The organism is Pectobacterium brasiliense (genome assembly GCF_013449685.1).
Lineage (GTDB): Bacteria > Pseudomonadota > Gammaproteobacteria > Enterobacterales > Enterobacteriaceae > Pectobacterium > Pectobacterium brasiliense_A.
In genome coordinates this window covers 22,362-37,659 of record NZ_JACDSF010000003.1, presented here as the reverse complement: position 1 = coordinate 37,659, position 15,298 = coordinate 22,362, and the positions used below count along the sequence as shown (strand labels likewise).

The 15,298-nt window shown below is 52.3% G+C and carries 12 protein-coding genes; 7 read left to right on the top strand and 5 right to left on the bottom strand.

Annotated features, from left to right (window positions below):
* Positions 1–21: 21 nt before the first annotated feature.
* The gene (locus tag H0248_RS01310; RefSeq protein ID WP_180784432.1) at positions 22–588 is read left to right on the top strand and encodes an MltR family transcriptional regulator; all 567 of its coding nucleotides are present in this window, start codon (positions 22–24) and stop codon (positions 586–588) included.
* 126 nt (positions 589–714) lie between these two features.
* Entirely contained in the window at positions 715–1,077 is a 363-nt protein-coding gene (locus H0248_RS01305; RefSeq protein WP_180784384.1) for a YibL family ribosome-associated protein, read from the top strand.
* A gap of 95 nt (positions 1,078–1,172) precedes the next feature.
* Here H0248_RS01305 and H0248_RS01300 read toward each other — a convergent pair whose 3' ends face one another.
* The 3 genes from H0248_RS01300 to fdhD all read right to left on the bottom strand — a co-directional run bounded on the left by H0248_RS01300 (position 1,173) and on the right by fdhD (position 5,060).
* Positions 1,173–3,065: a methyl-accepting chemotaxis protein gene (locus H0248_RS01300; RefSeq protein WP_180784383.1), complete on the bottom strand. Its 1,893-nt coding sequence runs from the start codon at positions 3,063–3,065 to the stop codon at positions 1,173–1,175.
* A 299-nt stretch (positions 3,066–3,364) separates the two neighbouring features.
* Positions 3,365–3,991, bottom strand: a complete 627-nt coding sequence (gene sodA, locus H0248_RS01295; protein WP_180784382.1) for a superoxide dismutase [Mn] — start codon at positions 3,989–3,991, stop codon at positions 3,365–3,367.
* 235 nt (positions 3,992–4,226) lie between these two features.
* On the bottom strand, positions 4,227–5,060 hold the full coding sequence (gene fdhD / locus H0248_RS01290; RefSeq protein ID WP_180784381.1) for a formate dehydrogenase accessory sulfurtransferase FdhD: 834 nt from the start codon (positions 5,058–5,060) through the stop codon (positions 4,227–4,229).
* Positions 5,061–5,420: 360 nt separating this feature from the next.
* Between fdhD and exaC the strand changes: the two genes are divergently transcribed.
* Positions 5,421–6,956, top strand: coding sequence for an acetaldehyde dehydrogenase ExaC (exaC, locus tag H0248_RS01285; protein ID WP_180784380.1), 1,536 nt, complete (start codon positions 5,421–5,423; stop codon positions 6,954–6,956).
* 213 nt (positions 6,957–7,169) lie between these two features.
* Positions 7,170–8,162, top strand: a complete 993-nt coding sequence (locus H0248_RS01280) for an acyltransferase (protein ID WP_180784379.1) — start codon at positions 7,170–7,172, stop codon at positions 8,160–8,162.
* A 9-nt stretch (positions 8,163–8,171) separates the two neighbouring features.
* Here H0248_RS01280 and xylB read toward each other — a convergent pair whose 3' ends face one another.
* A complete protein-coding gene (xylB, locus tag H0248_RS01275; RefSeq protein WP_180784378.1) occupies positions 8,172–9,629 on the bottom strand; it encodes a xylulokinase in 1,458 nt (485 codons plus the stop codon).
* A 145-nt stretch (positions 9,630–9,774) separates the two neighbouring features.
* Positions 9,775–11,097, bottom strand: coding sequence for a xylose isomerase (gene xylA / locus H0248_RS01270; RefSeq protein WP_180784377.1), 1,323 nt, complete (start codon positions 11,095–11,097; stop codon positions 9,775–9,777).
* Positions 11,098–11,449: 352 nt separating this feature from the next.
* Between xylA and xylF the strand changes: the two genes are divergently transcribed.
* The 3 genes from xylF to xylH all read left to right on the top strand — a co-directional run bounded on the left by xylF (position 11,450) and on the right by xylH (position 15,266).
* The gene (gene xylF / locus H0248_RS01265) at positions 11,450–12,445 is read left to right on the top strand and encodes a D-xylose ABC transporter substrate-binding protein (RefSeq protein WP_180784431.1); all 996 of its coding nucleotides are present in this window, start codon (positions 11,450–11,452) and stop codon (positions 12,443–12,445) included.
* Between the two features lie 120 nt (positions 12,446–12,565).
* The gene (locus H0248_RS01260; protein WP_180784430.1) at positions 12,566–14,107 is read left to right on the top strand and encodes a xylose ABC transporter ATP-binding protein; all 1,542 of its coding nucleotides are present in this window, start codon (positions 12,566–12,568) and stop codon (positions 14,105–14,107) included.
* A 28-nt stretch (positions 14,108–14,135) separates the two neighbouring features.
* Positions 14,136–15,266 (top strand): xylose ABC transporter permease XylH, encoded by a 1,131-nt coding sequence (xylH, locus tag H0248_RS01255; RefSeq protein WP_219608908.1) that lies wholly within the window; start codon positions 14,136–14,138, stop codon positions 15,264–15,266.
* Positions 15,267–15,298: the final 32 nt, after the last annotated feature.

Genomic DNA, 15,298 nt, shown 5'->3' with positions numbered 1-15,298 from the left:
AAGCATGCTGCCGAGATGGGGATGCTGTGGGCGGGGTTAAAGGGTCGAGAAGTGACGATGGAAGAAACACAGGCGTTTGAAAACCGGGTTCTGGAAGCGCTGAACTCAGGGAATACCGTGCGCGACTTTATGCTCTGCGCCGTCGAGCTGCTGGCTGAAGCGGTCAGTATCCTGATGTTGCAGGTGTTCCGTAAAGATGACTATGCGGTGAAATATGCCGTTGAACCCCTGATGACGGGAACGGGCCCGCTGGGCGACCTTTCCGTGCGCCTGAAACTGATTTATGGCCTGGGAATGATCAGCCGTAAAGAGTACGAAGATGCGGAACTGTTAATGGCGTTGGGCGAAGAGCTGGCACATGACGATCGGCATTACCGTTTTACTGATGATGAAATTCTGGGGCCTATCGGCGAACTGCACTGCGTTGCGGCGTTGCCTACAGAACCCGCTTTGCCGCCGGGGGCAGACGATGCCGATTTGCTTTTGGTGAGTATGCAGCGGCAGCGTTATCAGCAGATGGTGCGCTCCACGCTGGTGCTATCCCTGACCACATTGATTGCGCAAATCAGTCTGAAAAAGGCGTTTTAATCCCATTCCGCTATATTATGTCACTGCGTCATGTCATGCGGTTCCCGCCTTCACGCAACTCGAATTATTTAGCGTATAGTGTATGCTGTGCCCCGCATTATTCTCCCGTTATATAGGTTATCTTTTATGAAAGAGCAGGAAAAAGCAGAGATCAAGCGCCTTAGCGACCAACTGGATAAGCTGACGCATAAGCAGACCACGCTGCTGGAACAAGGTGATGCTGAAGCAATCGCCCTCAATCTGGAGGCATGCGAGAAGCTAACGGCTGAAATCGAGCGCCTGCGTAACGTGAGAGAACAGAAGCTCAGCAAAGAAGCACAGAAGTTGGCAAGCCTGCCTTTCAAACGTGCGATTACTAAAAAAGAGCAAGCTGATATGGGGACGTTGAAGAAAAGCGTTCGCGGTTTGGTGGTGGTGCACCCGATGACGGCACTGGGGCGCGAGATGGGTTTAAAAGAGATGACAGGCTTCGCGCCGAAACCGTTCTGAGGTTTCTTCTCTGCGCAGGCCGATGCTGGTGATGGATTCGTTGATGAAGCCCCTGTTTAACAGGGGCTTTGTCGTTTTTGGTACGGTTGTTGATATTAGCGCGGCGCGCGCAGACGATGCGTTTGGTCGGCAAACGCGATACCCGCTGGGGTGTCATCATGCTGTGAGTTTGCCAGACGGAAGACAGAAACCGCCTGCTTCAGCAGTCTTGCCTGCTCTTCCAGCGAGTCGGCAGCGGCAGAGGATTGTTGAACCAGTGCGGCGTTCTGCTGCGTGGTGCTGTCCATCTCAACAATCGCCTGGCTAACCTGGCTGATTCCGCGGCTTTGTTCATCCGATGCGGTAGCAATTTCACCCATGATGTCATGCACCTGCGTGATAGAGGTGACGATATCATTCATCGTTTTACCAGCATTGCCAACCAGCGTCGCTCCGCGTGATACCTGAGTAACCGATTCAGAGATCAGGCCTTCGATTTCCTTCGCGGCCTGAGAACTGCGCTGGGCAAGGCTACGGACTTCGCTGGCAACCACGGCAAAGCCGCGGCCTTGTTCACCAGCGCGAGCGGCTTCCACGGCGGCGTTCAATGCCAGAATGTTGGTTTGGAAGGCGATGCTGTTGATGACGGACGTGATTTCCGCGATACGTTTAGAACTGCTCTCAATCGCCGTCATGGTTTGTACCACGTTATTCACCTGCTCACCGCCTTGTTTCGCGGTTTGAGATGCGCTGATTGCCAGCTTGTTCGCGTGGTGTGCGTTATCCGCGTTTTGCTTAACCGTCGCGGTGAGTTGCTCCATGCTGGCGGCGGTTTGCTCAACGGCAGCGGCCTGCTGCTCGGTACGCGATGACAGGTCTATGTTACCCGCGACGATCTCGCTGGACGCGTTAGAAATCTGGCTTACGCCGACGCGAATTTCATCGATCATATTGTGCAGGTTGTCATTCATTTTCGACATTGCACTCATCAACTGACCCAGCTCATCCTTACGCGTCGTGTTGATGGACATGGTGAGGTCGCCTGTTGCGATTTTTTCAGCCATGCTCAATGTATTGCCAAGCGGAGTGGTGATTTGGCGTGAAATGAACCAGGAAATCAGCAGACCAAGCAGTAGCGTAATCAGTGTTGCGATGCCCATTTGTAGCGTGGCATTGCGAATATCTTCCTGCGATGCTGCCAACTGATCGTTGAGCAATGATGTGATAACGCTATTCAACTGATCGGCAACTCCCCGCATTTGCCCCGCCTGCGCCATTTCTTCTTCATAGGCCGGCATATAGGCCAGAACCTGCTCTTCATAATTGTTCATTATTGTCAGAACGGGAGCCAGCGTTTCACGCTGTTCGGCAGACAGGCTCTGATACAGGAAGGTCAATGACGTTTGTGCTGCGTTGATGGCATCCGTCAGCTTTTCTTCAGATTCTTTATTGGTAGACAGTAATAACCCACGAACGTGGTAGCGGACGGCAATCAATTTTTGGTTCAGGTCAGAAAGTAATAATTGAAGAGTCGTGCTGTTGTTGTCCGTCTTTAATTGATCGTTGAGCTGTTCTAGCGGTTTTTCTGTTGTTGAGATATTCCAGCTTTTTCTGACGGCATCCTTTTTTCCCACTGCATTAATATAATTACTTTGCTTTTCCTGATAACTACTAATTAATGCTGGGATGCTGGCTATTTTCTTGGCATCACTTTCTGGCCAGTGAAACTCTTTTGCTTTTTCAGCGAGTTTACTCACATTGGCAATGTGCTCAACGTTCTTTTTTATATCATCAGGGTTATAGGTGGTGCCGTATAATGCGCGGTAATATTTAGCCTGGTTAATTTCATCATTAATATCGTTGCTTAAGTTAACTTTATTAATACTGTCTTTCAGTGAGCCAATATGCATAATGCCTGCACCTGCAATCACCATGGTCATCAGCAGAATAAGGAAAAAGCCTAAGCCTAATTTCTTACCGACTTTTAGATTGTCAAAATTCATCGCCATCACATCCCACCACTATATCGTATTGAGTCGAATTCACTATCCTGATGCACACTTATTTAGCCGTGTTAGCATCTCGGATTGCCGCTTACCAAACTTATCCCTGCACAATAATATAATAAAAACCTGCAATGGATATCGGCACACTACTCCGAAACTTTATGCGCCAGTGAGAGAGGAATGCCAGCGTACATGCGGCTCGATGTCCAGGTAGGGATAATAAAAAACTGGAATAACAGACTGTTATTCCAGTTTATATTCAAACGCAGAAGAGGCCTGATGGTATCAGGCACTCAGCGTTTTTATTTTTTTGCGCTAGCAAAACGGGCAGCGGCTTCGTCCCAGTTCAACACGTTCCAGAATGCTTTAGCATAAGCTGGACGAAGGTTCTGATATTTCAGGTAGTAAGCATGTTCCCATACGTCCAGACCGACGATAGGGTAGCCGGATGTGCCAGAAACGGCTTCACCCATCAGCGGGCTGTCTTGGTTTGCGGTAGACACAACGGCCAGTTTGCCGTCGTCTTTCAGTACCAGCCACGCCCAGCCAGAACCAAAGCGGGTTGCTGCTGCTTGCTCAAATTTTTCTTTAAACGCGTCAACGCTACCGAAATCACGCTCGATGGCGGCTTTCAGATCGCCAGTCAGCGTCGTGCCGACTTTCAGGCCTTTCCAGAACAGGCTGTGGTTAACGTGGCCACCCGCGTTGTTACGCAGTGCCGTTCTTTTTTCCGCAGGAACTTTATCCAGTTGAGCGATCAGCTCTTCAGCAGACAATGTAGCCAGTTCAGGCAGAGATTCCAGCGCGGCGTTAGCATTATTGACGTAAGCCTGATGGTGTTTGGAATGGTGAATTTCCATCGTTTCTTTGTCGAAATGCGGTTCCAGTGCGTCATAAGCATAAGGCAGCGATGGCAGTGAATAACTCATGTTTAGCATCTCCATGGTAAAAAAAATGTTACGGCACTGTGTTGTGAGTACCGCGTAAGCAATACCTTCATTATAGTTAATTAAATGATATTGAAAATGATTATTCTCGAACGGGTAGCATGAACCAGATTGCTTTACTTCATGATAACAAACGCTTATGTCGTTATTGCACTATGTAAAAACAAATTAATCTATACCCGTCGCCTGCAAAACGCCACGACTTGGGTGGTGTTTCTTACGCGCTCAGACGCTGCGGATACGTGTAGATAGTCGCATGTCCCGGCCGACAAAAACCGACCAGCGTCAGGTTGCAGCGCTGCGCGACCTCCACAGCCAGTGAGGTTGCCGCTGAGACAGCAAACAGGATTTCCACGCCGCACATGGCGGATTTTTGGACCATTTCATAGCTGGCTCGACTGGAAACCAGCGCAGCGCCTTGCTGCCACCCCTGTTTCGCTCGGGTACCCAGCAGTTTATCCAACGCGACATGGCGACCGACGTCTTCACTTCCCCCAGACAGCGTGCCGTCTGGCGCGATCCAGCTTGCGGCGTGAGTACAGCCTGTCACTTGACCGATCTTCTGCACATCGCGCAGCCGCACCAGCGCGTTTTCAAGCTTGCTAAGGGAAAATGTCTGTGTGAAGGGCAGAGGTGTGAGCGGTTTGCCGATTTCCGCGAGCTGCTCTACACCACATACGCCGCAACCTGTGCGACCATCCATCGCCCGGCGGCGTTCTTTTAGCCCCGCGAAGCGTCGGCTCGACAGCTCAATCTGTACTTCGATGCCATTACAGGCAGCCTGTACATCGATGCCGTAGATATCAGCGGGTGATTGAATAATGCCTTCAGATAAGGAGAACCCGAGAGCGAACTGTTCCAGTTCCTTCGGCGAGGCCATCATGACGACATGCGATATGCCGTTATAAACCAATGCAACGGGAACCTCTTCCGCCAGCCAGTCAGACTGGGGTTGCTGCAGCGAATCGGGATGATAGACTGAATGTTGCGTCGCGCCTTCAAGGGCGGCATCCGCTGGTAAATGAACCCCTTCCACCTGAAATACCTGCATGTTAGTAACCCTGGAAATTAAAAGTATTATACCCGTCATACTTCAAGTTGTATGTGCGTTGGCTGCGCTTAGTCACCCGAATCACTTACCTGAGTAAGCTCATCGGGATTCCCTCTCTTGCCGCCTNNTTCTCTTGCCGCCTGCCTGAAACTTGAATTATTTAGGGCATACCTCACCGCGCCTGAAGGGAGGCGACTTTTTCTCGCAAAAAACTGTGCGTCAACTCGAAGAGTTACCTTCTTCTCTGGCCGAATCCTGTCGTTAATCCCATACCCCGTATAGGCTTAATTTAACTGCTTACTGTTTACCTCTTTTTTCACTGCGGCATGGCCGCTCACTCGGAAATGAAAGGAGACTGAAATGGCGCACGATAATCTCGAAGGCCGATCCGCATCTGGCGAATACGGTTCTCTCAATCTGAAAAAACGCTATGACAATTTTATCGGCGGAGCTTGGGTTCCACCTGATGCTGGTCAGTATTTTGTCAATTTGACGCCAGTAACTGGTCAAGCGCTGTGTGAAGTGGCCAGTTCGTCAACGCGGGATATTGATCACGCGCTGGATGCCGCTCACAAGGCAAAAGCGGAATGGGGCGGCCTGTCGGTGCAGGAGCGCGCGTTGGTGCTTAACCGAATCGCCGACCGGATGGAGCAAAATCTTGAGCTGCTGGCGCAGGTGGAAACTTGGGATAACGGTAAACCGATACGCGAAACCCGTGGGGCGGATGTGCCGCTGGCGATTGACCACTTCCGCTATTTCGCGGCCTGTATCCGCGCGCAAGAAGGAGGGATTAGCGAAATTGACGGCGATACCGTGGCTTATCATTTTCATGAGCCGCTCGGCGTTGTTGGGCAAATTATTCCCTGGAACTTCCCGCTGCTAATGGCCTGTTGGAAGATGGCACCCGCGCTGGCCGCCGGCAACTGTATTGTGCTGAAACCCGCCAAACTGACGCCGATGTCGGTGTTGATTTTGATGGAACTGATTCAGGATCTGCTGCCGCCAGGCGTTATTAATGTCGTTAATGGGTCGGGTAGCGAAATTGGTGAATATCTGGCGACGTCGAAACGCGTTGCGAAAGTGGCATTCACCGGATCGACTGAGGTGGGCCAGCAGATCATGAGCTATGCGGCGCAGAACGTGACGCCGGTAACGCTGGAGCTGGGCGGTAAATCGCCGAACATCTTCTTTGCCGATGTGATGGACAAGGAAGACAGCTTCTTTGACAAAGTGCTCGAAGGCTTCACGCTGTTTGCCTTCAATCAGGGCGAGGTCTGTACCTGTCCAAGCCGTGCGCTGGTGCAGGAATCTATCTACGATCGTTTTATGGAACGGGCAATCAAGCGCGTTGAGGCTATCCGCATCGGTAACCCGCTGGATAGCAAAACCATGATGGGCGCGCAGGTATCCGCAGGTCAGCTTGACACCATCCTTAACTATATTGATATCGGTAAGAAAGAGGGTGCACGCGTGCTCACGGGCGGTCAGCGCAAGGCGATGCCGAGCGGGCTGGCGGAAGGATACTATCTGGAGCCGACGATCTTGTTCGGTAAAAACAGTATGCGCGTCTTCCAGGAGGAAATTTTTGGACCGGTGCTGGCGGTCACGACCTTCAAAACGATGGATGACGCACTGGAGATCGCCAACGATACGGAATACGGTCTGGGGGCTGGCGTGTGGAGCCGTAACGGCAATATTGCTTACCGGATGGGGCGCGGTATTCAGGCCGGACGTGTCTGGACCAACTGTTATCACGCCTATCCGGCGCATGCGGCATTTGGGGGTTATAAGCAGTCCGGTATCGGGCGTGAAAACCATAAAATGATGCTGGAACACTATCAGCAAACCAAGTGCCTGTTGGTGAGCTACTCTGATAAGCCGATGGGGCTGTTCTGATTCACGAACGCCGTGCTGTTCTTGCCTTTTCTGGTGAGTACGCATGGCGTTAACCCATATGATTTGCCTGCATTAATCCGTCCTTATCACTCAGATTTACCCGATTGTTGATAGCCGATCATTGATAGTTGCTGGTTGTTAATAATCGATTGTGCCAGCGCTTAACAACGGCTACGCTGTTTTGAATAGCGCTTTTCTTTCAAGAGGTTGTGCATGACGGATAAGATCGGCTGGATTGATAACCTGCGGGCGTTGGCCTGCATGATGGTCGTTCTGATTCATAGCACAACGTACTCTATTACGGCGGGTGGCACGCCGGGCGACGGGCACTGGGATGTGGCGAATATCCTGAATTCTGCCTCGCGCGTCTGCGTTCCGCTGTTTTTTATGATCTCGGGCTATTTATTCTTTGGTGAACGTCGCGCGGGGAAGAAGCATTTTCTGCGTATCGGCTTATGTCTGCTTTTCTACAGTACGGTCGCGCTGATCTATATTGCGACGCTTACGCCGATTAATGGCCTGAATTCATTGCATCATGCGCTGCAAAAACCGATCTTTTATCACTTATGGTTTTTCTACGCGATTATCGTGATTTATCTACTTTCTCCACTTATTACTATCAAGCCGGTATCGGGTAAATATTTAGCCGTCTTGATTATCTTGCTGGCCGTTGTCGCTAACCCCAATACGGGGCGAGTGGAATTTGAAGGATTTAAATTACTGCCCGTGAATCTCTATATTTACGGCGATACGTTTTACTATGTGCTGTACGCCGCACTGGGGCGTGCGCTGGGCATGCTGGAAGTACCAAAGAAAGTCGTGCTAGCCGCTATCCCCTTTTTCATTGCGTGTGTCGCGTTGATTGCGATGGGAACGAAGCACCACACATTATTGAACGATTCGTTCACCCAGACATTTTACATTTACTGTGGCCCGCTGGTGTTTCTGGCTGCGGTCAGCCTTCTGGTAGTGTTTAAGCATTACGGAAGCCAGCGGATTTTACCGGGCTTTGCCACCATTTCGCGCCACTCGCTGGCGATTTACGGTTTCCACGCGCTGTTCATTCACTATCTGCGCACGCATGATGTGATGCTGCCATCCCACCCAGTTCTCGACATCTTTTCTGTTTTCGCCATCGCGCTGGGGGCCAGCCTGCTGCTTTCGATGGCGCTACAGAAAATCGATGTGCGTCGCTGGGTGAGCTGATGATTGGTACTACATCAGCGGACTAAGCTGCTGGTAGAGCGCTTTAAATGTACGCCTCCGCTCGGCATAGTTTGCGTGACGCTGGGGGGCGGGGTGATGAATCTGTTCCAGCGGTAGCGGCGGCAGGAGTTCTGCCAGTGGCGTATGCGGATGCATGGCGATTTGCGCCAGACGTGCCGCACCCAGCGCAGGGCCGACATCCCCTCCCGTGCGGTACTCCAGCATTTGACCGCTGATATCCGCCAGCATTTGCCGCCAGTAGGCGCTGCGTGCGCCGCCGCCAATCAGCGTAATACTATCGGGCTTAAGCCCCGTCATATGCAGTGCATCCATGCCGTCGGCAAGCGCAAAGCCCACCCCTTCTAATACTGCTTTTGCCAGTTCCGGGCGTCCGTGCTGATGGGTGAGCCCCCAGAATGCGCCTTTGGCATCGGGATTATTATGCGGCGTGCGTTCGCCAGAAAGGTAAGGCAAGAACCACACTGGTGTTATCGTGTCATCGGCTGGTGTCGAGGCGATTTTCTGCAGCAGCGCGGGAACGCTCTCCGCGTGCGTCAGACGGGCGACCCAGTCGAGACAGGATGCGGCGCTTAACATCACGGACATCAGGTGCCAGGTATTCGGCAGCGCGTGGCAGAAACTGTGGACGGCATGCTGCGGATTGCTGAGAAAGCCATCGCTGACGGCGAAGTAAACGCCGGATGTGCCGAGAGACAGCATCGCCTGACCCGTTTGATACAGCCCGACGCCAATCGCACCTGCTGCGTTATCCCCACCGCCAGCAATGACGGGGACAGGATCCATGCCCCAGTGGCTGGCGATGTCAGCTCGAAGATGGCCGGTAATCTGGCTGCCTTCATACAGTGTGGGCATATGCTTGCGGCTCAGCGCGCAGGCTTCCAGCAGGGTATCGCTCCACTCTCGTTTGGCTACGTCTAGCCAAAGCGTTCCAGCCGCATCGGACATATCGCTGGCAAATTCCCCTGTCAGACGCCAGCGGAGATAGTCTTTCGGTAGCAGAACTTTATCGATTTGGCGGAAGATCTCGCTTTCGTTTTCTTGCACCCATTTCAGCTTGGGCGCGGTAAAGCCCGGCATCATCAGGTTGCCGGTAATCTGACGCGATGTTGGTACCTGTTGTTCCAGCGTTCGGCATTGGGCTGCGCTGCGTCCGTCATTCCAGAGGATCGCGGGTCGCAGCACATTCTGGCGTGCATCCAGCAAGGTTGCCCCGTGCATTTGCCCGGTCAGCCCCAGTGCTTTCACGGCACGAAGGCTATGTGCTACCGCCAACCCGTGTAATGCCTGATCGGTTGCCTGCCACCAGTCTTCAGGCGCTTGCTCCGACCAAAGCGGATGCGGACGGGAAATGCTCAACGCGGCGCTATGGCTGGCAACCACCTTGCCTGCTTCATCCAGAAGGATGGCTTTCACTCCGGAAGTACCCAGATCAATACCGATATACATAGTGGCTCCTGATAAGCCTCTGCGACAGGGTTTAGTCTGTCGCAGGGGGGGGCGTACCGTTTTAGCCAAATTACCCGTCATACTTCAAGTTGCNNTGAGTAAGCTCATCGGGATTCCCTCTCTTGCCGCCTTCCTGAAACTCGAATTATTTAGGGTATAGGTGGCGGTTAACCAGATTTTCCAGCAATTCCTGCTGGCCACTCTGGTGCTGTGGTGCCAGTTGATGGCTTTCCGCATATTGAGCAAGCGATTCCAGCGAGGCCTTACCTTGTAGGATTTGCTGACCCAGTTCCCCGTTCCATCCCGCATAGCGTTTAGCGACTAGCTGATTGAGCTTATCATCTTCAATCATTTTGGCGGCAACCTTGAGCGCCAGTGCCATCGTATCCATCGCGCCGATATGCGCATGGAAAAGGTCATAGCGATCGGTGCTTTGGCGGCGAACTTTGGCATCAAAGTTCAGGCCACCCGTTGTGAAGCCACCCGCTTTGAGAATTTCGTACATGATCAGCGCGTTCTCTTCCACGCTGTTAGGGAACTGATCGGTGTCCCAGCCGAGCTGCGGATCGCCGCGGTTCGCATCGACAGATCCGAAAATGCCCAGCGCGACCGCGGTGGCGATTTCATGATGGAAGGAATGGCCTGCCAGCGTAGCGTGGTTGGCTTCCACGTTGACTTTAATCTCTTTTTCTAGCCCAAACTGCTTCAGGAAGCCATAAACGGTGGCGACATCATAATCGTATTGATGTTTGGTCGGTTCCTGCGGCTTCGGTTCGATGAGCAGCGTGCCCTGAAAGCCGATTTTGTGTTTATGCTCGACGACCATCTGCATGAAGCGGCCGATCTGTTCACGTTCCTGACGCAGGTCGGTATTGAGCAGGGTTTCATATCCTTCACGCCCGCCCCACAGCACATAGTTTTCACCACCCAGTTTTTGGGTCGCGTTCATGGCGGTGAACACCTGCGTGGCGGCCCAGGCAAAGACGTCTGGGTCAGGATTGGTCGCTGCGCCTGCGCCGTAGCGGGGATGGGTGAAGCAGTTGGCGGTGCCCCACAGCAGCTTCACACCGCTATCCTGTTGTTTTTCCGCCAGTACATCAGTAATGACCGCAAAGTTATGCAGATACTCTTTCAGTGAGTTCCCTTCCGGCGCCACATCGACGTCATGAAAGCAGTAGTAAGGCACGCTGAGCTTTTGAAAAAATTCGAATGCGATATCCGCCTTGCGCTTCGCCAGCTCCAGTGCATCGCCTGACTGCTGCCACGGCCGGGCAAAAGAGCCGACGCCGAACATATCCGCGCCGTTCCAGCAGAACGTGTGCCAATACGCGACGGCAAAACGCAAGTGGTCCGCCATACGTTTACCGAGTATTTCCTGATCGGGGTTGTAGTGACGAAAGGCGAAGGAATTGTTGCTTTGGCTACCTTCATAACGGACTTTTTCGATCTGTTCAAAATAGGCTTGCATCGTTAACTCCTTAGAAACCACCCAGACGGAAGAGACGGGAATGGGATTAATTTTCGGAGTGGATGAAGGTTTCCTCAATTACGTTATTTCACACTGAAATTCAGAGAATTATTAAATGTGCGCTGTGTCGCAAAAATAAGGGGCTTTTACTCTGAATACGCTTCGCAATAGGTAACAAAATGAAAATGTGACTCGACAATAAAATATGACCCGTATCAAAAAACGGAAATTAAACCAAAAAACATAATTGGAGGATAAAAATCTGTAATTGATGGAGGGATGTTTAGCGACAATACTTTGCTGGCGATTGGAGTCTTAGGCCCTGCATCTTAAATAAAAAAGGTACTCTATGATGAAAGTTAACCATTTTTTACTCTCAGCTTGTGCCGTATTCATTCTTGCTTGTCAGCCCGGATTCGCGAAGGACGTTAAAATAGGTATGGCGATTGATGACTTGCGTCTCGAACGCTGGCAGAAAGATCGCGATCTTTTTGTTGAGCAAGCCAAAAAGCAGGGTGCTGATGTTTTTGTTCAATCAGCAAACGGCAATGAAGCGACGCAAATTTCTCAAATAGAAAACATGATCAATCGCGGTGTCGATGTATTAGTGATTATTCCTTATAACGGTCAGGTACTTGGTAATGTTATTGCGGAAGCAAAACGTGAGGGAATAAAAGTGCTTGCTTACGATCGCATGATTAATAATGCGGACGTGGATTTTTATATTTCATTTGATAATGAGAAGGTTGGAGAACTACAGGCGAAATATCTCGTCGATAAGGTACCTGGCGGGAACTATTTCTTAATGGGAGGTTCACCGGTCGATAATAATGCGAAGCTGTTTCGTCAGGGGCAAATGAAAGTGCTCACGCCGTTGATCGAGAGTGGGAAAATAAAAGTGGTCGGCGATCAGTGGGTTGATGCCTGGCTACCAGAGAATGCGCTGAAAATTATGGAAAATGCGCTAACGGCGAACAGCAATAAGATTGATGCGGTTGTGGCATCGAACGATGCTACGGCGGGCGGGGCGATTCAGGCGCTTGCCGCACAGGGATTGGCAGGGAAAGTGGCGATTTCCGGTCAGGATGCCGATCTGGCAGCAATCAAACGGATTGTGGCAGGCACGCAAACCATGACGGTCTATAAACCGATCAGCAAGCTGGCGAAAGACGCCGCAGATATCGCCGTGGCGCTAGGTTCCGATAAAGCGCCGGAATCCAACGCTAAATTAAACAATGGGTTGAAAGACATTCCTTCCTTCTTACTGACTCCGATTCCCGTCGATAAATCCAATATCGATTCCACCGTTGTTGCCGATGGTTTCCACAAAAAAGCGGATGTGTATTAACGCACTCCACCGCCAATAGATTTCAGGATGTAGGAAAGAAGTTTACGGGCCACGACATCACGTTGTGGCTCGCCACTGTCGCAGGCGAGGCCTGAGACACCTGAATCACGGAGGCCAATGATGCCGCATCTGTTGGAAATGAAAAACATCACCAAGGCGTTTGGCGCGGTGAAAGCCGTAGACAACGTTAGCATGATACTGGACGCGGGTCAGGTCTTGTCGCTGTGTGGCGAGAATGGCTCAGGGAAATCCACCTTAATGAAGGTGCTGTGTGGCATTTACCCGTATGGCAGCTATGACGGGCAGATCGTGTTCTCTGGTGATGAACTACGCGCCAACCATATTCGCGATACGGAGCAAAAGGGCATCGCGATCATTCATCAGGAACTGGCGCTAGTGAAAGAGATGACGGTGCTGGAGAACCTCTTTTTGGGCAACGAGTGGACGCGTTTTGGCGTGATGGATTACGACAATATGTATCTCCGCTGCCAGCGCATGCTGGAGCAGGTCAAGCTGGCTGTTGACCCGAATACCAAAGTGGGTGAGCTTGGATTAGGTCAGCAGCAGCTGGTGGAAATCGCCAAAGCGCTGAACAAGCAGGTGCGCCTGCTGGTGCTGGATGAGCCAACGGCCTCATTGACCGAACGGGAAACTGCAATCCTGCTGGAAATCATTCAGGATCTGCGCGATCACGGTATCGCCTGCATCTATATCTCGCACAAGCTTAACGAAGTTAAAGCCATTTCTGATGTGATTTGTGTGATTCGCGACGGGAAGCCGATTGGTACGCGTCCGGCTGCCGAGCTGAGCGAAGACCAGATCATTGCCATGATGGTGGGGCGTGAACTGACGGAGCTTTATCCCAATGAACCGCATGTCATTGGTGAAGAAGTACTGCGCGTAGAACACCTGACCGCCTGGCACTCTGTGAATCGCCATATTCGTCGGGTGGATGATGTCTCGTTTGCTCTACACCGAGGCGAAATTCTCGGCATTGCCGGGCTGGTTGGATCAGGGCGTACCGAGACGGTGCAGTGCCTGTTTGGTGCCTATCACGGCCATTGGCAAGGCGACATCTTTATTGACGGTAAGCCAGTGACCATCAGCAATTGCCAACAGGCGATGGTACAAGGCATTGCGATGGTACCGGAGGACCGTAAGAAGGACGGCATCGTCCCGGTGATGAGCGTGGCGCAGAACATGACGCTGGCGGCACTCGACCAATTCACAGGACCGTTTTCCATGCTGGATGATGCCCGTGAGCAGGACATCATCCGGCAGTCGCTCGCTAACCTGAAAGTGAAAACCTCCAGTCCAGAGCTGGCGATTGCCCGGCTCAGCGGCGGCAACCAGCAAAAAGCGGTGCTGGCGAAATGTCTGCTGTTGAATCCCCGCATTCTGATTCTCGATGAGCCCACGCGCGGCATCGACATCGGTGCTAAATACGAAATTTATAAGCTCATTAATGCGCTGGTAAAACAGCACATTGCCGTCATTGTCATTTCTTCTGAATTGCCCGAAGTGCTGGGGTTGAGCGATCGGGTATTGGTGATGCATCAGGGGCGGATCAAAGCGGATTTGGTCAATCGTGATTTAACCCAGGAACAGGTTATGGAAGCTGCATTGAGGAGTGAACATCGTGCTGAAAACATCGCAGTCTGAACAACAACATATCGCGGGCTCTGCCTCGATGCTGCAACGGTTGAAAAGCATCAATCTTCAGGTCTACGTGATGATTGCCGCCATCATCACCATCATGCTCTTTTTCACCTACATGACCGACGGGGCGTATCTCAGCGCGCGTAACCTCTCCAACCTGCTGAGGCAAACGGCGATCACTGGCATTCTGGCGGTCGGTATGGTGTTTGTCATTATCTCCGCCGAAATCGATCTGTCGGTCGGTTCGATGATGGGGCTATTGGGCGGTGCGGCGGCGATTTTTGATGTCTGGTTTGGCTGGCCCTTGCCGTTGACCATCGTTGTGACGCTCGCGCTGGGATTATTGCTGGGTGCGTGGAATGGCTGGTGGATCGCCTACCGGAAAGTCCCTTCTTTTATCGTGACACTGGCGGGGATGCTGGCTTTTCGCGGCATTCTGATCGGCATCACTAACGGGACCACGGTTTCTCCGACCAGCGAGGCGATGTCGCAGATTGGGCAAAGCTACCTGCCTTCCGGCATGGGTTTTATGTTCGGTGCCATCGGACTAATGGTGTTTATTGCCTGGCAGTGGCGTCGGCGCAGCAGCCGCGCCCGATTAGGGTTACCGGTAAATCCGCCTGCAGGCGATATTGGCCGTCAGACATTTACGGCACTGGTGGTGCTGGGCGCGATTTATCTGCTGAATGACTATCGCGGTGTGCCAACGCCGGTTCTGGTGCTGACGCTGTTGATGCTAGGCGGTATTTTTCTGGCGACGCGAACCGCATTTGGTCGCCGCATCTATGCTGTGGGCGGGAATATTGATGCTGCCCGCCTATCGGGCGTGAATGTCGAGCGCACCAAAATGGCGGTGTTCGCGATTAACGGCCTGATGGTCGCGGTTGCCGGGCTGATTCTCAGTTCACGACTGGGGGCGGGGTCGCCATCCGCCGGGAACATTGCCGAGCTGGATGCGATTGCTGCCTGCGTGATTGGTGGCACCAGCCTGGCGGGTGGCATTGGTAGCGTCGCGGGTGCGGTGATGGGGGCATTTATCATGGCATCGCTGGATAACGGGATGAGCATGCTCGACGTGCCGACGTTCTGGCAATACGTCGTAAAAGGCGGAATCCTGCTGTTGGCGGTGTGGATGGATACCGCAACAAAGCGGCGCGTATGATGCGACGTCGAGTCTGCGAAGGAAATACGTGG